General features: G+C 66.0%; 18 protein-coding genes and 1 tRNA gene. 8 read left to right on the forward strand and 11 right to left on the reverse strand.

Translation table 11 applies throughout. The features are described 5' to 3' along the window. Positions 1-100: 100 nt before the first annotated feature. The 5 genes from JM664_RS05385 to JM664_RS05405 all read left to right on the forward strand — a co-directional run bounded on the left by JM664_RS05385 (position 101) and on the right by JM664_RS05405 (position 4,413). Positions 101-403, forward strand: a complete 303-nt coding sequence (locus JM664_RS05385; protein ID WP_227418897.1) for a hypothetical protein — start codon at positions 101-103, stop codon at positions 401-403. A gap of 31 nt (positions 404-434) precedes the next feature. After that, positions 435-581 carry a hypothetical protein gene (locus JM664_RS05390; RefSeq protein WP_227418898.1) on the forward strand — a complete coding sequence of 49 codons (147 nt, stop codon included), beginning with the start codon at positions 435-437 and terminating at the stop codon, positions 579-581. Positions 582-647: 66 nt separating this feature from the next. Next, a complete protein-coding gene (locus JM664_RS05395; protein ID WP_227418899.1) occupies positions 648-2,294 on the forward strand; it encodes a type IV secretory system conjugative DNA transfer family protein in 1,647 nt (548 codons plus the stop codon). Between the two features lie 20 nt (positions 2,295-2,314). Then, positions 2,315-2,824, forward strand: a complete 510-nt coding sequence (locus JM664_RS05400) for a hypothetical protein (RefSeq protein ID WP_227418900.1) — start codon at positions 2,315-2,317, stop codon at positions 2,822-2,824. Between the two features lie 14 nt (positions 2,825-2,838). Beyond that, positions 2,839-4,413, forward strand: a complete 1,575-nt coding sequence (locus JM664_RS05405; RefSeq protein ID WP_227418901.1) for a recombinase family protein — start codon at positions 2,839-2,841, stop codon at positions 4,411-4,413. A 2-nt stretch (positions 4,414-4,415) separates the two neighbouring features. Here JM664_RS05405 and JM664_RS05410 read toward each other — a convergent pair. The 11 genes from JM664_RS05410 to ehuR form a co-directional block, all read right to left on the reverse strand. Continuing rightward, positions 4,416-4,490 (reverse strand) — tRNA-Thr (locus tag JM664_RS05410). 55 nt (positions 4,491-4,545) lie between these two features. Then, entirely contained in the window at positions 4,546-5,550 is a 1,005-nt protein-coding gene (gene doeB, locus JM664_RS05415; RefSeq protein WP_227418902.1) for a N(2)-acetyl-L-2,4-diaminobutanoate deacetylase DoeB, read from the reverse strand. Then, positions 5,547-6,734, reverse strand: coding sequence for an ectoine hydrolase DoeA (gene doeA, locus JM664_RS05420; protein ID WP_227418903.1), 1,188 nt, complete (start codon positions 6,732-6,734; stop codon positions 5,547-5,549). Before doeA ends, doeB begins: the two co-directional genes overlap by 4 nt. A gap of 3 nt (positions 6,735-6,737) precedes the next feature. After that, positions 6,738-7,727 (reverse strand): ectoine utilization protein EutC, encoded by a 990-nt coding sequence (gene eutC / locus JM664_RS05425; RefSeq protein ID WP_227418904.1) that lies wholly within the window; start codon positions 7,725-7,727, stop codon positions 6,738-6,740. Beyond that, positions 7,727-8,719 (reverse strand): hydroxyectoine utilization dehydratase EutB, encoded by a 993-nt coding sequence (gene eutB / locus JM664_RS05430; RefSeq protein ID WP_227418905.1) that lies wholly within the window; start codon positions 8,717-8,719, stop codon positions 7,727-7,729. The genes eutC and eutB overlap by 1 nt, the downstream gene beginning before the upstream one ends. After that, positions 8,716-9,501, reverse strand: coding sequence for a maleate cis-trans isomerase family protein (locus tag JM664_RS05435; RefSeq protein ID WP_227418906.1), 786 nt, complete (start codon positions 9,499-9,501; stop codon positions 8,716-8,718). Before JM664_RS05435 ends, eutB begins: the two co-directional genes overlap by 4 nt. A gap of 2 nt (positions 9,502-9,503) precedes the next feature. Continuing rightward, positions 9,504-9,941: a universal stress protein gene (locus JM664_RS05440; RefSeq protein WP_227418907.1), complete on the reverse strand. Its 438-nt coding sequence runs from the start codon at positions 9,939-9,941 to the stop codon at positions 9,504-9,506. Positions 9,942-9,950: 9 nt separating this feature from the next. Continuing rightward, positions 9,951-11,237, reverse strand: coding sequence for a TRAP transporter large permease (locus JM664_RS05445; protein ID WP_227418908.1), 1,287 nt, complete (start codon positions 11,235-11,237; stop codon positions 9,951-9,953). 3 nt (positions 11,238-11,240) lie between these two features. Further along, positions 11,241-11,774, reverse strand: coding sequence for a TRAP transporter small permease (locus JM664_RS05450; protein ID WP_227418945.1), 534 nt, complete (start codon positions 11,772-11,774; stop codon positions 11,241-11,243). Positions 11,775-11,932: 158 nt separating this feature from the next. Then, positions 11,933-12,955: a TRAP transporter substrate-binding protein gene (locus JM664_RS05455; RefSeq protein WP_227418909.1), complete on the reverse strand. Its 1,023-nt coding sequence runs from the start codon at positions 12,953-12,955 to the stop codon at positions 11,933-11,935. Positions 12,956-13,230: 275 nt separating this feature from the next. Then, positions 13,231-14,631: a MocR-like ectoine utilization transcription factor EhuR gene (ehuR, locus tag JM664_RS05460; RefSeq protein WP_227418910.1), complete on the reverse strand. Its 1,401-nt coding sequence runs from the start codon at positions 14,629-14,631 to the stop codon at positions 13,231-13,233. 63 nt (positions 14,632-14,694) lie between these two features. Between ehuR and JM664_RS05465 the strand changes: the two genes are divergently transcribed. The 3 genes from JM664_RS05465 (at position 14,695) to JM664_RS05475 (ending at position 18,185) form a co-directional block, all read left to right on the forward strand. Further along, positions 14,695-15,204, forward strand: a complete 510-nt coding sequence (locus JM664_RS05465; RefSeq protein ID WP_227418911.1) for an Lrp/AsnC family transcriptional regulator — start codon at positions 14,695-14,697, stop codon at positions 15,202-15,204. A gap of 131 nt (positions 15,205-15,335) precedes the next feature. Then, positions 15,336-16,793 carry an NAD-dependent succinate-semialdehyde dehydrogenase gene (locus JM664_RS05470; protein ID WP_227418946.1) on the forward strand — a complete coding sequence of 486 codons (1,458 nt, stop codon included), beginning with the start codon at positions 15,336-15,338 and terminating at the stop codon, positions 16,791-16,793. Positions 16,794-16,814: 21 nt separating this feature from the next. Beyond that, positions 16,815-18,185: an aspartate aminotransferase family protein gene (locus JM664_RS05475; protein WP_227418947.1), complete on the forward strand. Its 1,371-nt coding sequence runs from the start codon at positions 16,815-16,817 to the stop codon at positions 18,183-18,185. Positions 18,186-18,295 lie beyond the last annotated feature (110 nt).

An 18,295-nucleotide genomic window follows, 5' to 3' on the forward strand; every position in this document is an offset into this window, starting at 1 on the left:
CGAACAGATGAACATAACCCACGCCGGGAAGAACAGATTCCGGCGAACGGGAGAACTGTATCCGGCGGTGCCGGAAGCATCAAGAAAGGAGGGGCGCGCCATGTTTTCCAATCGTCCAGACTACCGCCCCGGCGGAGGCCGTGGCCCTGGCGACGATCTCAAGGGCGGGTTCGCGACGACGGCAGCCGCGATGATCGCAATGCTGGCGAGCCCGGCGCTCAACGAGGTCACGGCACCGTATGTGATCTGGCTCGCTCAGCGGAGCTATCCGCATGACGTGGTGGAGATTATTCGCATTGCCTGGATGATCGCCTGCTTCCCTTTCGTGTTTTTCGCCGCGCGCGCTGGGATCGGCGCGGCGCTCACGGTGGCAGGCGTCTATCTCGCCTACCGCTTCATCTAACGACTCCGTTCAAACCAAAAGGAAAAAGGTCATGCCGAAACAAATCCATGAAGAAATCGGAAAAATCTACCGCACCCGGACGGTCAAGACCTTCGGTGACAAGGTGAAAGAGACGCTAGGCGGAATTGCCGTACTGGTTTTCGTCCTCTGGATCATCGTCTCGATCTTGACCGGATAACCGAAAGCCTTGGCCTCGAAACAGGCCAAGGCCGCATAGCCACCTACAATCTTGAAAGGCTCAGCCATGCACTTCGAACAGCAAGCTCCATACGGATCGGCGCGCTTTGCGCAGCCGCTGGAAGTGCGCCGTGCCTTTCGCAGCGAAGGCCGCGTGCCCTTCGGCTTCTTCGGCGGGCGCAAGCTCTATCACTCCAAGCAGGCTGGCATGCTGCTGATCGGCGGCGCTGGCTCGGGCAAATTTACCTCCGTCCTTTCACACATCATGGCCGCGCCCGGACGTTCGGGCGAGCCGCCGCGCTATGCAATCTTTGACCCCAAGCGCGAGCTGCGCGCCGTGCTGGAGCCATATCTCGCGCACATCAAGGCGCGGGTTTACGAAATCAACCCGTATTTCACGCATGGCGTGACGGGACACCGGCTCTCGATCCTTAGCCACCTGACGCCGGACTCACCGCGCTTGGTCGGCGATAGCCGCCGCGTGGCCAGAACGCTCCTCCCGGAAAGCGGCGGCGGGGATTCTCACTTCTTCGACCAGAAGGCACAGAACTGGCTCGATCCGCTGATGCGCGGTCTCGTGCATCTGGATGGCGGTGTCTCGCCAACCTCGCTCTATGATCTGGTCGGCATGATCCGCTCTGATCCGGATGCGTGGATCGATACGGCCCGCATGATGGCCGGGCTCGGTGAGCCTGATCTTAAGGTCACCTTTGCCGAAATGATCGAGATGGCTGAGGACAGCCGCCGCACCTTTGACTCTGTCATGGGCGGCATGACCAACGCGCTGGCGATTCTGAATGATCCGAGCCTGCAATCGGCCTTCGTCGCCACGCGCGAAGCTGATTTCACGCTGGATGTGCTCTGCGAGAAATCGGCTGATCCGGTGTTCGTGTTCTTCGTCATGCCGCCGGAAATGATGCAGCAAAATGCTGCGCTCATCCGGCAGTTCTTCTCGACGCTGCGCACGCTCAAGCAGGCAAGGCCGGATGCGCCAACGCTGAACCTCGTGATTGATGAAGCCGCCCAGCTTGGCCGCTTCCCGGAAATTTCCGAGTTCTACTCCATCGGTCGCGGCTTCGGCCTTTGCCCCGTCTGCGTCTATCAGCACATCGGCCAGATCAGGAACAACCTCGGCCCAACTGGGGCGATGACGCTCTCGGCCAGCGCTGATCTCGAGGTCTATCTCGGCGGTGGCATTTCCGATCTGGAAACCGCGCGGCATCTGAGCGCCAAGCTCGGCGACCAGACGCTGGAGCTGGAAGACCATCTCACGCAAGAGCGTGCCAGCCGCGCCATGCGCGAGGCCATGCATGATGCGCTGTTCGGCAACGCCAATCCCTCGCGCACTGGGTTGTCGCTGAAAGCGCTGGAATACGAACGCGCACACAAGCGCAAGATGGCACGCCCGCTGCGCACGCCCGAAGAAATCCTGACCATGCCGCATAGCCAAGCGCTGGTCATGGCTAGTGGCTATGGCATCCCGCCATTTCTGGCGGAGAAGGTGCCGTACTACGCGCAGAAACCCTATCGGGGTCTTTTTGCCCCGAACCCGTATTTCGACCGCGATCTCTCAAGGGTGCGCGTGCACGCCTGGTGGGGCGGAAGCCGAAACTTGCGGGTTATCACCGAACAGGTGCCATCAAGGCATGCGCACCTGCCGCAATACCAGAACGGCCAGTGGAGTTTCATCCATGGGCATCGGCCGAAAAGCTGAAATGTAAAAGGAGAAGAACCATGAAGTATTCAAAGATCGAAACCCGCCGGGTTCCGCAAGTTTGCGAGGAATTAACAACTCATGATAGAATTAAAATACAACAAGCAGCTTCGCTTGTTCCGGATGAAAAAGCACAAAAAGAAAAGAAGACTGAGCTGCGCCCGCCCGGAGCAGGCGCGCCCATCTGCACGCCTGAACTATCTGGGGGAAAGGAGGTCAATGCTATGGAAGACGGACGGACAATCGATAGCGGAGCGCTGTCCGATCAGTTTGGCATCGCAGTAGCGGCCAAGCCTCGGCCATCGGTCGAGATCGATACAGCCAAGTATCAGAAATATCTGGATGATCCATCGCTCAGCGAGGATCAGAAGGAAGAGATCATTCAGGCGCTGTGGCTCATTATCACTGCGTTTGTCGATCTCGGCTTCGGCGTCCACCCTGCGCAGCAGGTGCAGGAGCAAGAAGCAGGTGATCAAGCGGCCTTAGTGCTTGATGAGGAAGGGAAAATATATTCTAATGATCCGAAATAAACAGAGCTAAATCAATGTATTCACAAGTACGAATTGCGGCATTCCATACTATGCCGTGTAGAAAGGAAGCCAAATGGCCAGCAAACAAAAAAAGAGGAGAAGTCCAACTTCGGGCAGTAATTTACTGCCGGGTTTCTTCTACAAAGCAGAAGATCGACGGCGGTGGCCTTGAAAGCCAGGAACAACGCTGCCGCGCCTATGCGGTAGAGCGCGGCTACGATGTCGAAGCCGTCTTTCCGGATGATGCATCGGGCGGGGGCGATTTCATGAAACGCCCCGGCATGGTGGCTCTGCTGAGCTACCTCGATGCGCAGCCGGACAAAAATTACGTTGTTATATTTGACGATCTTAAGCGCTTTGCGCGCGAGACCGAGATGCATATCAAGCTGCGTCAGGCATTCAAGGCGCGCGGCGCGCTCGTTGAATGCCTGAACTTCAAATTTGAAGATACGCCAGAAGGCAAATTCATAGAGACAATTAATGCGGCTCAAGGGGAGCTGGAGCGCGAGCAAAACCGCCGCCAGGTTCTCCAGAAGATGAAGGCACGCGTTGAGAACGGATTTTGGGTTTTCCGCGCGCCGGTCGGATACAAATACGTCGCCGCCAAAGGTTGCGGCGGCAAAATTCTCGTGCCGAATGAGCCTCTGGCTACAACGGTGCGCGAAGCGCTCGAAGGCTATGCGATTGGCCGTTTCAACTCGCAAGCCGAAGTCCAGCGCTTCTTGGAGGCGTGCCCTCACTTCCCAAAAGACCTTCCGGATGGCGGTCTGAGGCCGATGACGGTCTCCCGCCTGCTTAGGAAGGTCGTTTATGCCGGTTACGTCGAGGCCCCTGCATGGGGCGTGTCGGTTCGTAAGGGTGAACATGAGGGCCTGATCAGTTTCGAGACGCATGAGCGCGTACTCGAAGCGCTCGAAGGAAAGGCACGACCTGCCGCGCGGCGTGATTTCAATGAGGACTTTCCGCAGCGCGACTTTGTGGTGTGCAACGAGTGCGGCAACGCCATGACCTCGGCATGGTCGAAAGGTTGCCGTCAGCACTACGCGTATTATCGCTGCATGACTCGGGGCTGCGGGGAGAAGAACAAGTCAATCGCGCGCGGCAAGATCGAGGGCGAATTCGCCGCCATCTTGCAGAGCCTTCAACCGACCAAGCAGCTCTTCGCGCTCGCGAAGGTGATGCTCCAGGACGCATGGGAAGCGCGTCTGGAATCGGTAGGCGCTGCTCAAGTGGAGCTAAAGCGCCAGCTCAAGGCGGCTGAGCAGCAGATCGAAAGCCTGCTGGATCGTATCGTTGAGGCTACCAGCCCTAGCGTTATCAGTGCTTACGAAACGCGCCTCGCCAAACTGGAACGCGAGAAGCTGGTGCTGTCAGAAAAGGTCGCGGGAGTGCTGCCGCCAAAGGGGAGGCTAGAGGAATGTATTGAACTATCGCTCAAATTCCTGTCAAGCCCTTGGAATATATACGAAAAAGATTGCTTCGCAATGCGCCAAACTGTCCTCAGATTGGCGTTCCCTGAACCCCTTCGGTACTGCCGAATTTTCCTTTCCCTTCAAGGTGTTGGGTGGAATTTCAGGTCAAAAAAGTAAGATGGTGCCGCAGGGGAGGATTGAACTCCCGACCTCACCCTTACCAAGGGTGCGCTCTACCACTGAGCTACTGCGGCGCGTCCGGGCCGCCGATTAGCGGCAATTGCCGATCGGCGCAACCACTATCCGTGGCTACTCAAGCACGCTCGCGACCACTGCCAGGCAGTCGCCCATCTGGATCAGGCCGGGGAAGTGGCGGGCCGCCAGCAACCCATCGCGCTGGGCGGTGCAGTCGTGCGGCGCGACCCCGGTCTGGTCCGCCGGCCAGACCCGCGCCAGCAGGTCGCCGCGCCGCACCGTCTCGCCCAGATCGACCATCGGCTGGATGAGTCCCTCGGTCGTGGCAAAATGGTAGCAGTCGTCGCCGGGCATATCGAGCATCACCGACGGCGCCACGTCGATCTCCTCATCGAGGATGCCCGCGTGGATCAGCACGTTCCGCGCGCCGCGGATCGCGATTTGCGCCGAGCGCGCCGTGGCCGTACCGCCGCCCCCGAGTTCGGTGGTGACGAAGACCTTGCCGTGCGCCTCGACGGAGGTGTCGTACATGCCCACCGCGTCGATCTCCCGCAGCATCAGCGAGAACGGCGCATTGAACGCGCGCACCGCCGCCACGCAGGCCTCCTGCTGGCCCTGCGCCTCGAGGTGGTGCGCGCAGGCGAATGGAAGGAAGTCCAGCGTCTTGCCGCCCGAATGATAGTCGAGCACGACGTCCGCCATCGGCACCAGCACCTCCTCGAAAAAGTGCGCGATCTTCTGCGTGGCGCTGCCGTCGGCACGTCCTGGAAAGCTGCGGTTGAGGTTCATCCCGTCCACGGAAGAGACCCGCGTCGCCGAGCGAAACGCGGGGTAGTTCATGTACGGCACGATGATGATCCGGCCCCTGATCTCGTCGGGCGCGATCTCGTGCGACAGGACCTGCAGCGCGATCGGCCCTTCGTATTCGTCGCCGTGGTTGGCGCCGGTCAGGAGCGCGGTCGGCCCGTCCCCGTTCCTGATGACCGTGATCGGGATCATGATCGCGCCCCAGGCACTCTCGTTGCGCGAGTAGGGCAGCCGGAGAAACCCATGGTGCTTGCCGTCGCGATCGAACGGGACCGTGGGGACGATGGGCGACTTGAGCCGTTCGCCGGTCATTGCTTGACCAGGAGCTTGCGCGGGACTTCCGCCAGGCATTCGGGTGCGCCGTCGGTAATGGCGATCGACTCGGTGATCTCGAAGCCCCAGTCCTCCATCCAGAGGCCGGTCATGAAGTGGAAAGTCATCCCTGGCTGCAGCTCGGTCCGGTCGCCCGGCCTCAGCGAGCAGGTGCGCTCGCCCCAGTCGGGCGGGTAGCTCAGGCCGATGGGATAGCCGGTGCGGTTGTTCTTGATGATCTCGTGGCGCTGCAGGACGTCGAAGAAGGCGATGGCGATGTCCTCGCAGACGTTGCCGGCGCGGGCCGCCTCCAGCCCCGCCTCCATGCCCTCCAGCACCGCCTGCTCGGCGTCGAGGAACTGCTGCGTGGGCTTGCCCAGGAACACCGTTCGGCTGAGCGGGCAGTGATAGCGGCGAAAGCAGCCCGCGATCTCGAAGAACGTCCCCTCGCCCGCCTTCATCGGCTTGTCGTCCCAGGTCAGGTGCGGCGCCGCGGCGTCGGTCCCCGACGGCAGCAGCGGCACAATCGCGGGATAGTCCCCGCCGTAGCCCAGTTCGGGATCGTAACGCAGCGCGGCGTCGTAGATGTCGGCGACGAGGTCGCACTTGCGGATGCCGGGCTCGACCTTCTCCGCGATGCGCGCGTGCATGCGCTCGACGATCCGCGCGGCCTTGCGCATCCGGTCCAGCTCGGCGGGCGATTTCACCGCACGCAGCCAGTTGATCAGGTTCGTCGCGTCGATCAGCTCGTTCGGGAGGCCAGCGCTCAGGGCTTGATAGCCGCGGGCCGAGAACCAGTAATTGTCCATCTCGACGCCGATGCGCCCGTTATGCCAACTCCGCTCGGTCAGCTTCGCGGCGAGGTAGTCCATCGGGTGCACGTCGGGCGACTGCACGAAGTAGTCAGGATAGCCGATGATGTCGGGGTCGGTCATGTAGCATGTGCGTAGCGCGCCCTGCGCGTCCTGCTCGCGCCCGAACCAGACCGGGTCGCCGAAGGGTCCGATGACAACCGCCTGATGGACATAGAATGACCAGCCGTCATAGCCGGTGAGCCACGCCATGTTCGACGGATCTGACGTGACCAGCACGTCAAGCCCCGCCGCCTCCATTGCCTGGCGCACCTTGGCGAGGCGAGTCTCGTATTCTGCATCCGAGAAGCGAAAGGTGTCGACTATGGCCATGATTCAGCTTTCGAAACTGGTTCCGCTTCCGGCCTCGGTGGCACGGCGGCGAGCGTGGGTGGCAATGGCGGTGTCCTGCACGCCCGTACCGGTCAGGTCGGCGATCGTGATCTCGTCCCGGCTCGTGCGGCCGGGCGCGCGGCCGGTGACGATATCGCCCAGCTCGGCGAACTCGGCATCCGCCTCGACTGCGCCGGCCGCCACGGCCGCCCGCAGCTCGCCCAGCTCGCGCGTCTGCGACAGGCGGTCCGGCACGTAGATGTCGGCGCGGGCGATGCAGGCGGGCTCGATCTCGTTCTTGCCAACCTGGTCCGAGCCCATGGCGGTAACGTGCTGCCCCGGTCGCAGCCAGTCCGCCATGAGGATCGGCTCGGCGGCGGGCGTCGTCGTCACCACGATGTCGGCAAGCGATACAGCCTCGGCCGGATCCAGCGTCGCGCCCACGGGAAAGCCCAGCTCCTGCGCAAGCTCTGTGGCGGCGGCCTTGGCCTTCTCGTGGTTGCGCGCCCAGATCGTCGCCGCCTCGAGCGGGCGGACCAGCGCCAGCGCGCGCAGTTGCATCCGCGCCTGAAGGCCCGCTCCGAGCACGGTGACAGTGGCCGCATCCTCGCGCGCCAGGTGCTTCGCCGCGACGGCACCGGCGGCGGCGGTGCGCACGTCGGTCAGGTAGCCGTTGTCGAGCAGCAGCGCCTCGACCCGCCCGGTCCGCGCCGAAAGCAGGATCATCAGGCCGCTTGTGGAGGAAAGCCCTTTCCCGGGATTGTCGAAGAAGCCGGGCGAGACCTTGATCGCGAAGCTCTCCAGCCCCGGGACGTGAGCCATCTTGACGTCGACCTCGCCGTTCGCCTCCTCGATCGCCATCGACAGGACCGGCGGCATGACCACGCCGCCCTCGCTCAGCGCGCCGAAGGCGCCCTCCACGACCTCGACCGCCTCCAGGTCAAGCGGGACGCAATCCCGCAGCTCCGCGTCGGTAAGGATCGTCACCGCCATCACTCGGCCTCCCGCATCAGGTCCACGTTCTCGCCGGAGATCAACCGATGGTGCAAGGCCATGTCGATGTTGCAGCCGCTGAGCAAGAGCAGCGACGGCCCCCGAAGCGTCAGCCGTCCCGCCAGCAGTGCGGCGGGACCGACGGCGGCGCCGCCCTCCAGGACCTGACGCTCCTGCCAATAGCAGTGACGCACGCCCTCTGCGATCTCCGCTTCCGAAAGCAGCACCACCTCGTCGACCAGATTGCGCACCATCGCAAACGTGTGGCGGTTGCCGAGGCCGATGCCGCCGCCGAGCGAATCCGCAAGCGTCGGCAGCTCCTCGACCAGCGTCGGCTCGCCGGCGGCGAGGCTTGCGTGCATCGCCGCGCCCCGCGTCATCGAGATGCCCACCACCCGCACCTCCGGCCGCGCGCTCTTCAGCGCCGCCGCGATGCCCGCGATCAGGCCGCCACCCGAGAGCGGGATTACTGCCGTCTCAAGGTCCGGCACATCGTCGAGCATCTCGAGGCCCAGCGTCCCCTGTCCCGCGATCACCGCCTGGTGGTCGAACGGCGGGATCATCGTCATCCCCTCCTCCGCCACCAGCCGGTCGACCTCTTCCTGGGCGTCGTCCTGACTGCGGCCGACGATGACGATTTCCGCCCCTTCGGCGGCAATGGCGTCGACCTTGTTCCTCGGCACCAGCGCTGACATGCAGATGACGCAGCGCAGGCCGGCGCGCCGGGCCGCGTGCGCCAGCGCGCGCCCATGGTTGCCGGTCGAGGCGCCGACCACGCCGCCTGCCCGCTCCGCATCCCCGAGCGACGCGACGGCGTTGCTGGCGCCGCGCAGCTTGAAGCTGCCGGTCGTCTGGTGATGCTCGTGCTTCAACCAGACCGGCGCGCCCGCCACGCCCTGAAGCGAGGGCGACAGGTCGCACGGCGTGCGCCGAACGAGGCCGGCGATCCGCTCCCGCGCCGCCGCGATGTCGTCCGCCGTGACGCCAGTCATGCGACCTCCAGGTCCGGAAGCGGCGTTCCGAAGATGCGGCCGTATCCCTGCGGCATCGGCAGCCCAGCATGACCCAGCATCGACCAGAGCGTCACCTGGTTCGAGGTCAGCACCGGCTTGCCCAGCTCGGCCTCGATGCGCGCCGCCACGGCCATCGCCGGCAGCGAAGTGCAGGGCATGAAGAGCGCTTCCGCCTCCGCGCTGTCCGCCGCGCGGGCCGCACGCACCATGCAGTCTGACGTCACACGCGCGATGTCACCATCGTCGGCGAGGCCCAGCCCGACCCCGCCGACGACCTCGAAGCCCGCAGCCTCGAGATAGGCCATCATCGGCTCCGTCGTCTCGGGAACGTAGGGCGCCATCAGCGCGAGCCTGCGCACGCGGAGCGCCGCCAACGCATGACGCACGGCCCGCGCAGGCGTCACCACCGGGACCCTCGGACGCGCCGCTGCGATCGCCGCGTCCACCTCGGCGTCGCCGATCACGATCGAGCCCGAGGTGCAGCCGAATCCTACGCAGGCCAGCGGGTGCCCCGGCACCAGGCGCGACACCGCCTCGGTCAGCCGCGGCTTCATGGCGAGCAGGTTGGCCGGTGTAGTCGGATTTACGAAGTGGATCCGCGCGACGTGCATCACGCCGAGTTCGGGCGGGATCACCCGCGCCGCGTCCCGCTCGAAGGTCAGGTCGGTGGCGAGCGCGACAAAGCCGAGCCGAGCGAAACGATCTACCTTCTCGAGCTCCGCAGGATGTGGCGCGATCCGCGACGGGGAAGCCGCCTCCATCGTCAGACGACGAGGACGGGACGGTCGGCCAGGCCGGTGATCTTGTGGCTGACGCTGCCCACCATGTATCCCTCGATAGAACCGAGGCCTCGGCAGCCGACGGCGATCAGGTCCACGTCGTGCTCACGCGCAAATGCGATGATCGAGCGCGACGGCTGGCCCGCCTTGACGAAGGCGCGCACGTTCTCGGCACCCGCCTCGCGCGCGACCTTCTTGCCGTAGTCCGCGACCTCGGTCGCGTGGCCGCGCATCAGGTCGTCCATGTTCTCCGGCTCCTGCGGCCGGACCATCGAGAACGACGCCTCGAGCAGGCTGTGGTGGCGGTAGACCGTCAGCACGAGGACCTGCGCGTGGCAGACCTTGGCCAGCTCCACCGCCTTGCGCAGGGCGCCCTCGGCCCCCTTGGACCCGTCGTAGCCAACCAGTATTCGCTTGAACATGCCGCCCCCTCACTCCGCGAAGGCCAGGTCGCGCAGGAAGAGCGCGATCTGCGGAAAGAAGATCAGCGCGACCGACACGCTGAGCAGGATCAGGATGAAAGGCGGCGTCCCGCGCACCACCTCCGCGTAGGGCCGCTTGAAGACCGCGATCGCGGTGAAGATGTCGCAGCCGAAGGGGGGCGTGGCCGAGCCGATTGCAACCTGCAGCGTGATGATCGTGCCGACAAGCACCGGATCGAGGCCCACGTCGTTCACCACCGGTGCAAAGATCGGCACCAGGACCAGGATTACCACGATCGGGTCGACGAACATGCACCCGATGAAGAACGCGATGGAGATGACGAAGAGGACGCCAATCGGCCCCATCTCGGAAATGCCGACCGCGCCAAGCATCTGCTGCGGGATCTGCGCGAACGAGATCACCCACGAGAATGCCGCCCCCGCCGCGACCAGGATGAAGACCACTGCCGTGATGAGGCCGGTGGACTTGGCGGTGTCCCAGACGCCCTTCATGTCGAGTTCGCGGAAGACGATGGTCTCGAGCACCAGCGCGTAGAGGACGCAGGCGGCGGCCGCCTCGGTCGGCGAGAAGATCCCGCCGTAGATGCCGCCGATGATGATGAGCGGAAAGCCCAGCGGCCAGAGCGCCTTCTGCACCGCCTTCAGCCGTTCGCCCCAGCTCGCCTTAGGCTCTGGCAGAACGTTGTGCCGGATCGCATATATGACCGAGTAGATCGAGAAGAGCACGAGAATCAGGAGGCCCGGCCCGATTCCGGCGATGAAGAGCTCGGCGATCGAAGTGTTCGAGACGACGCCGTAGATGATCATCCCGATCGAGGGCGGAATCAGGAATGCGATGTCAGAGGAGTTGACGATCAGCGCCAGCACGAAGCTGTCGTTGTAGCCCGCCTTGAGCATCCGCGGGCGCAACGGCGAGCCTACGGCGACCACCGTCGCCTGCGTCGAGCCCGAGACGGCGCCGAACATCGTGCAGGCCGCCGCGGTCGAGACGGCGAGGCCGCCGCGTACGTGGCCGACAAAGGCCATCACCATGTCGATGAGCCGGCCGGCCGACTGGCCGCGGGTCATTATATCGGCGGCGAAGATGAACATCGGAACGGCGATCAGCGAGGCGGGCCTGATGCCCGCCATCATCTGCTGCACCATCGTCTCCATCTGACTGAGGCCGCCGAACATCGCGTAGAAGCCGACAAACGCGCCGGTGATGAGCGGGATCATCATCGGAAAGCCCAGCAGCAGCAGCACGATCATGATCGAGAAGATGCCCGCAGCCATGTCTCAGACCTCCCGCTCGTCGTCGTCGCCGTAACCCTCGAGGACCCCGGTGGAGAGGAAGATGTCCCGCGAGATCATGTTCTTGATGGCTGTCAGAAGGTACTGCACCCCGGTCATGAAGAACCCGACCGGGACCCAGATCAGCGTGTACCAGACCGGGATCTGCAGCGACGGCAGGACCCGCCCGCGCCCGGCCTGCGTCAGGATGTATGTGAACGAGTAGTAGCAGAGCCCGAACATAAAGAAGGCGGTGACGAGCGCGATGACGATCATCAGCACCTTGCGGCCCTTTGCGGGCAGCGTGTCGTAGATTGCCGACATGCGGATGTGCCGGCCGTGCCGTGCGGCATAGCTGATCCCGGCGAACGTGATGAGGATGATGAGGATGCGGTTGAGCTCCTCGGAGAAGTAGATGCTCTGACCCAGCGCGAAGCGGCCGACCACGTTGGCGATCGTGTTGAGCGCCATCAGCAGGACGCCGGCCGCGAGCAGCACGGCCTCCACGCGCGCGATTACGACGTCAATGGTGCCAAGCACGCCGGGAAGCGCGGAATGGTAGTCGTCCGTGTCCGGCTGATCGGCGGCCGAAGTCTGGGTCTTGTCGGCGACCGGCTCGTTGGGATTGGTCACGCGGGCTCTCCGGCTCGTGGGCGCGGGCCGGGCGGACTTGCCGCCCGACCCATGGTGCTACGGGATCAGCCCGAGGTGGCCGACTGCGCCGCCTCCAGATCCTGCTTCATCTGATCGAGGATGCGCTGGCCGCTCTCGCCGGTCATGTCGATGAACGCGTCCTCGACCTGACCCGCGGTCTCCATGAACGGCTGCCGCTCCTCTTCCGAGAGGACATTGACCTGCATGTCGGGCTTGGCTTCCTGAATGTTCTGCAGGCTCTCCTCCTGCAGCCCGGCCTGGTACTCGACGATGTAGTCGAACGCCGCCGCGATGGCGTTGTCGACCACCTGCTGGTCCTCCTCCGACAGCCCGTCGTAGAAGTCCTTGTTGGCCATCACCGCCGTGGTGAAGTTGTTGTGGCCAATGCAGGTGATCACGTCGGTCACCTCGTACATCTTGGTCGATTCCAGGAAAAACCCAGGATTCTCCTGCCCCTGGATGATGCCGGTCTGCAGCGCGCCATAGACCTCGCCCCAGGGCAGCGGCGTCGGTGTCGCGCCGAAGGCCTGATAGCTCTCGACCAGGAGCGGGTTGGTCATCACCCGGAACTTGACCTCGTTGAGATCCTCCGGCGTGCGGACGGGCTCCTGCGTGGTCATGCAGACCTCGCCCTCGGGGAACATCGTCAGGAGCTCGAGCCCCTGCTCGGCATAGAGTTCGGGGAACATCTCGTTGATCGCGACCGAGTTGCGGAAGAACTCGACCAGCGCCTCGTTGTCCTGCGGCAGCAGGTACGGCACGAAGAAGACCTGCGCCTCGGGGATCAGCGAGCCGGTGAAACCGGGCGACTGGTCCACGAACTGCAGGATGCCGGCCTGCGCCTGCTCGAGCAGCGCCTCGGACTCGCCCAGCGCGCCGAACGGATAGACCTCGATGGTGTGGTCGCTGTTGGCCTCGACCTCTTCCTTGAACTTGTTGGCGAAGACGTTCTGGACATCGGTCTCGGCGGCTTCCTCGGTCGCGTAGCGCCACGTGTCGGCCGAAGCCGCACCAGCGGCCAGACCCAGCGCGATGGTCGCGCGGGTGGTCATTCTGAGGATGTGCATGTTCGTTCTCCCTTCCCTGTTCTGGCTCTCGGCCGGGACGGCTGGTTTTCCCTGGGCCGGATCTGAACCCTCTTCGGCGCCCTGAGACGCGCGACGACGCCTGATCTCCATAGCGTCAGGCCGCTGCGATCCTGTGTCCACGGCCGCCATCCCGTCGGCGACCAATCTGTTTGGTCCCCGAAAGAGCGTCAATTCGATAATTGAATCACGACAATCTGCAGGAAGCATTGTCAGGTTCGGCGGCGCGGGTGCCTCTTTCGGCGGCGCCCGCCGCATCAGTTGCGTGACGGTTCCGCAGTCGCCGGACCGCCGGCGCCGCCCTCGCCGGCGGCAAGCGAGACCTGCGTCAGCGCCGCCTCGAGCGCGGCCTCGGACACTCCGCCGAGACAGACGCGCACGCCGGCGGGCCGTTGCCGGTCGTCGACGGCGAAGGCGGCGCCGGGCGTGACGGCGATGCCGCGGCGGGCCGCCGCCTCGACCAGCGCGACCTCGGCCTCCGCGTCGCGCCGGGGGAGCCAGACGTGCAGCCCGTGCGGCATTCCGCGATGCACCGTATCCGCCAGCGCCCGGCGCGCCAGCCGGTTGCGCCGCGCCAGCGTCCGCCGCTGCCACACCAGCAGACGCCGTGCGGTGCCGTCACGCAGCCAGCGCGTCGCGATCTCCGCCATCAGCGCCGTCGCCATCCAGTTGGCGGCGCGGTGACGCGCCCGCGCCGTCGCCACGAGGGACTCGGGGGAGACCAGCCAGCCGACGCGCAGCCCCGGCATCAGGCACTTGCCGAGGCCGGTGACGTAGAACGTCCGCTCCGGCGCCAGCGCCGCGATCGGCGCGGTGCGCCCTGGCTCGAGCGGGCCCCAGGCGTCGTTCTCGAGGATCAGGACGTCGTGCCGCCGCGCCACCTCCACCAGATCCGCCCGCCGCTCCCCCCCCATCGTGCAGGTCGCCGGCCCCGACCCCGCCGGCATCACCGCGAGGAGGCGCACCCGATCGTTCTCGCAAGCGCGGGCGAAGGCATCCGGCAAGACTCCTTCCGCATCAAGCGGCAGTCCCGCCAGGCGAAGGCCCTGCCCGAGGCAGAGGCCACGCAGCGTGTGGTGGCCGAGCGCCTCGGTCACGACGCAATCGCCCGGAGAGGTCGCCGCCGCGACGGCCGCGGCGATGGCAGGCGTGCTGCCGTTCGTCGGCAGCACGAGGTCGCCGCGCGTCCTGACGCCGCACCGGGCAAGCCACGGCAGCGCCGCCTCGACATGGTCCCGCAGCGCCATCCGGGGGCGGAACGAGCGCATCGCCTCGCTCCAGCCGCCGTGGGCGAGCTCCAACAGCACCGCCTCCATGGCGCGGGTGTGCTCGCCGCCCACGACCGGCGTCAGCATCGAGCAGTCGAGCGTTCCATCGCGCCCTTCCAGTCGCTGGTAGGGCGGGTTCTCTTCGCCAGTCCCGCGCACGAAGGTGCCGCGCCCGATCTCGCCCGAGATGCTGCCCGACCGCGCGAGCTCGTCGTAGGCGCGGCTGACCGTCTGGACCGAGAGGTTGAGTTGCCAGGCAAGGTCGCGGTGGGTCGGCAGCCGGTCGCCGGGCCGGAACTCTCCCGCCTCGATCGCGGCGGCGAGGTGGCGCGCGAGCGATCGGTAGGCGGGGCGGTCGATTGCATCCGGCTCTGGCGGCCACATTGTCATGAGACGATCTTCCGCCGCCCGAGCGCGATTGACAATCCGCGGCAGCGTCAGAAGGCTGCTCCGATGCCACGCCTCGCCCTCGACGACCGCGATATCGCCATTCTCTCCGTGCTCACGCGCGAGGGGCGGATCGCAAAGACCGAGCTGGCGCGGCGGGTGAACCTGTCTGCCACGCCCTGCTGGCAGCGGCTGAGGCGGCTGGAGCAGGCCGGCCTCATCCGGGGCTACCGCGCGGACGTTGCCCTCGCGGCGCTCGGCCCGCACGTGGTCGTCTTCGTCACCGTCGAGCTGGAGAGCCACAGGGCGGAGAGCTTCCAGGCCTTCGAGCGCGGGGTCGCGCGCTATGACGAGGTCGTCGGTTGCTGGGCGCTCGGCGGCGGCTACGACTATCTGATACAGGTCGTCACCCGCGACGTCGTCAGCTACCAGGCGCTGATCGACGCCATGCTAGCGGCGCGCATCGGGCTCAAGCGTTATTTCACCTACGTCGTCACGAAGGAGGTGAAGACGTCGCCGCCGCCACTCGACCTCATCGCCGGGACACCGGAGAAGACTGACGCCGCGCGGCCCTGAGAACAGAGGAATCCTCTCGTGCGGCGCCGAGGCAGGAGAAATCCTCCACTCTGCCCGGGCTATGCCGGCCACAGCCGAGAGGAGGAGCACGAATGGGCCGGATTTCGCATCAGAATGAGTGGGGATACGACATGACAGATCTGGCGCAGTCGCTCGCAGACCCGAGACTGCTCCGCCGCGAGGCGCACATCGGCGGCGCGTGGGTCGCTGCCGGTGAGACCTTCGCCGTCACAGACCCCGCCACCGGCGCCGAGGTCGCGCGGGTCGCCAAGGTCACGGCCGACGGCGCCGCGGACGCAGTCTCGGCGGCCGAGCGTGCCTTCCCCGCCTGGTCCGTCTCGCTGCCGCAGGAGCGGGCGCGCCTGCTGCACGCCTGGCACCGCGAGATGATGACCCACCGCGAGGGCCTGGCGCGGATCATGGTCGCCGAGCAGGGCAAGCCGATCTCCGAGGCGCGAGGCGAGATCGACTATGCCGCGAGCTTCGTCGAGTTCTATGCCGAGGAGGCGCGGCGCCCGAACATCGAGGGCGTGACCTCGCACCTGCCCGACGCCGAGGTCGAGCTCTGGCGCGAGCCGGTCGGCGTCGCCGCGCTGGTGACGCCGTGGAACTTCCCCTCCGCCATGATCACCCGCAAGGCCGCTGCCGCCATCGCCGCCGGCTGCACCACCGTCGTCCATCCCTCCGCCGAGACGCCGCTCTCGGCGCTGGCGCTGGCCGAGCTGGCGCAGCGAGCCGGCTTCCCGCCGGGCCTCTTCAACGTCGTCACCGGGGACGCGCCCGAGATCGTCGGCGACTGGACCGCCGACACCCGCGTCCGGGCGCTCAGCTTCACCGGCTCGACCGAGGTCGGCCGCCTGCTCTACCGCCAGTCGGCCGACACGGTGAAGCGGCTGGTGCTGGAGCTCGGGGGCCACGCGCCGTTCATCGTCTTCGCCGACGCGGACATGGAGCAGGCGGTGGACGAGGCGATTAAGGCCAAGTTCGCCACCACCGGGCAGGACTGCCTCGGCGCCAACCGCTTCCTCGTCGAACGGAGCGTCTACGACGAGTTCTGCCGCCGCTTCACCGAGCGGACGCAGGCGCTGACCCTCGGCCCCGGCATGGACGACCCCGACCTCGGCCCGCTGATGAACGAGCGGGCCGTGGCCAAGCAGGAGGAGCACGTGCGCGACGCGCTCGACCGCGGCGCTCGCCTGCTGACCGGTGGCGAGCGTGATCCGCAGGGGCCGCTCTTCTACCGCGCGACGGTGTTGGCCGATGTGCCCGCCGACGCGAAGATCATGCACGAGGAGACGTTTGGCCCCGTCGCCGCCATCGCCCCCTTCGACACCGAGGAAGAGGCGCTGGGTTGGGCCAACGCGACCGAGTACGGCCTCGTCGCCTACCTTCACACGCAGGACCCGCGGCGGATCTACCGCGCGTCCCGCGCGCTCCAGTTCGGGATGGTCGCCGTGAACCGCACCAAGGTCACCGGCGCACCGATCCCGTTCGGGGGCATGAAGCAATCCGGCCTCGCCCGCGAGGGGGCCCGCTACGGGCTCGAGGCCTTCACCGACATCAAGTACGTCTGCCGCGACTGGGCCTGAGGAGTGACCGCCATGAACAAGATGCTGACCAACGACCAACTCGCCCAGTGGGACCGCGAGAGCCTATTCCACCCGTCGACCCATCTCGCGCAGTTCTCGCGCGGCGAGGCGCCGCAGCGCATCGTGACCGGCGGCGAGGGCGTCTACATCGAGGACCGCGACGGCAACCGCCTGCTCGACGCCTTCGCCGGGCTCTACTGCGTCAACGTGGGCTACGGCCGGACCGAGATCGCCGACGCCATCGCCGAGCAGGCGCGCGAGCTGGCCTACTACCACGCCTATGTCGGCCACGGGAACGAGGCGGCCATTACGCTGGCCAGGATGATCCTCGACCGCGCGCCCGAGGGGATGGCGCGGGTCTATTTTGGCCTGAGCGGGTCGGACGCGAACGAGACCAACATCAAGCTGGTCTGGTACTACAACAACATCCTCGGCCGGCCCGAGAAAAAGAAGATCATCTCGCGCTGGCGCGGCTACCACGGCTCGGGCCTGATGACGGGGTCGCTGACCGGGCTGCACCTCTTCCACAAGAAGTTCGACCTGCCGCTGAGTCAGGTGATCCACACCGAGGCCCCCTACTACTTCCGCCGTCCCGACACCGCGATGAGCGAGGCCCAGTTCACCGCGCACTGCGTCGCCGAGCTCGAGGCGTTGATCGAGCGTGAAGGCGCGGACACTATTGCCGCCTTCATCGGCGAGCCGGTGCTGGGCACCGGCGGCATCGTCCCGCCACCCGCCGGCTATTGGGAGGCGATCCAGGAGGTGCTGCGCCGCCACGACATCCTGCTGATCGCGGACGAGGTGGTGACGGGCTTCGGCCGCCTCGGCTCGATGACCGGGTCGAAGCACTACGGGCTGAAGCCCGACCTCATCACGATCGCCAAGGGCCTGACTTCGGCCTACGCCCCCCTCTCCGGCTCGATCATCGGCGAGCGGATGTGGAAGGTGCTGGAACAGGGCACGGACGAGAACGGACCCATCGGCCACGGCTGGACCTACTCAGCGCACCCGATCGGCGCGGCGGCGGGCGTTGCCAACCTGAAGCTGGTCGACAGCCTCGGCCTCGTCGAGAACGCCGGCACGGTCGGCGCCTATCTCAACGATCGGATGGCCGAGGCGCTGGCGGAGCACCCGCATGTCGGCGAGGTTCGCGGCGAGGGGATGCTCTGCGCGGTCGAGCTGGTCGAGGATCGGGGGGCACGACGCTTCTTCGAGCCGGCCGGGCAGAAGGCGGGCGCAGTGGTGGCGGAGATGGTGCGGCGCGGCGTCGTTGCCCGAGCCATGCCGCAGGGCGACATCATCGGCTTCGCGCCCCCGCTCTGCCTGACGCGGGAAGAGGCGGACCGCATCGTGGACGTAACGGCGGACGCGCTGCGCAGCGCGATCGGCTGACGCGGCGGGGCCGGTTCGACACGGGCCGGCCCCCGTGCGCGACGAGCGAGGCATCGCCACATCCCTCTCCCTTCGGTCGTGTGACCCTCAGGTAATCAGTCCACGCGGCC

It is taken from the genome of Roseitranquillus sediminis, from assembly GCF_016918935.1.
GTDB classification, from domain to species: Bacteria; Pseudomonadota; Alphaproteobacteria; order Rhodobacterales; family Rhodobacteraceae; genus Roseitranquillus; species Roseitranquillus sediminis.

Coding starts and splice junctions, on each gene's coding strand:
- JM664_RS05385 (WP_227418897.1), top strand. CDS start 101: ATGTTTTCCAATCGTCCAGACTACCGCCCCGGCGGAGGCCGTGGCCCT.
- JM664_RS05390 (WP_227418898.1), top strand. CDS start 435: ATGCCGAAACAAATCCATGAAGAAATCGGAAAAATCTACCGCACCCGG.
- JM664_RS05395 (WP_227418899.1), top strand. CDS start 648: ATGCACTTCGAACAGCAAGCTCCATACGGATCGGCGCGCTTTGCGCAG.
- JM664_RS05400 (WP_227418900.1), top strand. CDS start 2,315: ATGAAGTATTCAAAGATCGAAACCCGCCGGGTTCCGCAAGTTTGCGAG.
- JM664_RS05405 (WP_227418901.1), top strand. CDS start 2,839: ATGTATTCACAAGTACGAATTGCGGCATTCCATACTATGCCGTGTAGA.
- doeB (WP_227418902.1), bottom strand. CDS start 5,550: ATGACCGGCGAACGGCTCAAGTCGCCCATCGTCCCCACGGTCCCGTTC.
- doeA (WP_227418903.1), bottom strand. CDS start 6,734: ATGGCCATAGTCGACACCTTTCGCTTCTCGGATGCAGAATACGAGACT.
- eutC (WP_227418904.1), bottom strand. CDS start 7,727: ATGGCGGTGACGATCCTTACCGACGCGGAGCTGCGGGATTGCGTCCCG.
- eutB (WP_227418905.1), bottom strand. CDS start 8,719: ATGACTGGCGTCACGGCGGACGACATCGCGGCGGCGCGGGAGCGGATC.
- JM664_RS05435 (WP_227418906.1), bottom strand. CDS start 9,501: ATGGAGGCGGCTTCCCCGTCGCGGATCGCGCCACATCCTGCGGAGCTC.
- JM664_RS05440 (WP_227418907.1), bottom strand. CDS start 9,941: ATGTTCAAGCGAATACTGGTTGGCTACGACGGGTCCAAGGGGGCCGAG.
- JM664_RS05445 (WP_227418908.1), bottom strand. CDS start 11,237: ATGGCTGCGGGCATCTTCTCGATCATGATCGTGCTGCTGCTGCTGGGC.
- JM664_RS05455 (WP_227418909.1), bottom strand. CDS start 12,955: ATGCACATCCTCAGAATGACCACCCGCGCGACCATCGCGCTGGGTCTG.
- ehuR (WP_227418910.1), bottom strand. CDS start 14,631: ATGACAATGTGGCCGCCAGAGCCGGATGCAATCGACCGCCCCGCCTAC.
- JM664_RS05465 (WP_227418911.1), top strand. CDS start 14,695: ATGCCACGCCTCGCCCTCGACGACCGCGATATCGCCATTCTCTCCGTG.
- JM664_RS05470 (WP_227418946.1), top strand. CDS start 15,336: ATGACAGATCTGGCGCAGTCGCTCGCAGACCCGAGACTGCTCCGCCGC.
- JM664_RS05475 (WP_227418947.1), top strand. CDS start 16,815: ATGCTGACCAACGACCAACTCGCCCAGTGGGACCGCGAGAGCCTATTC.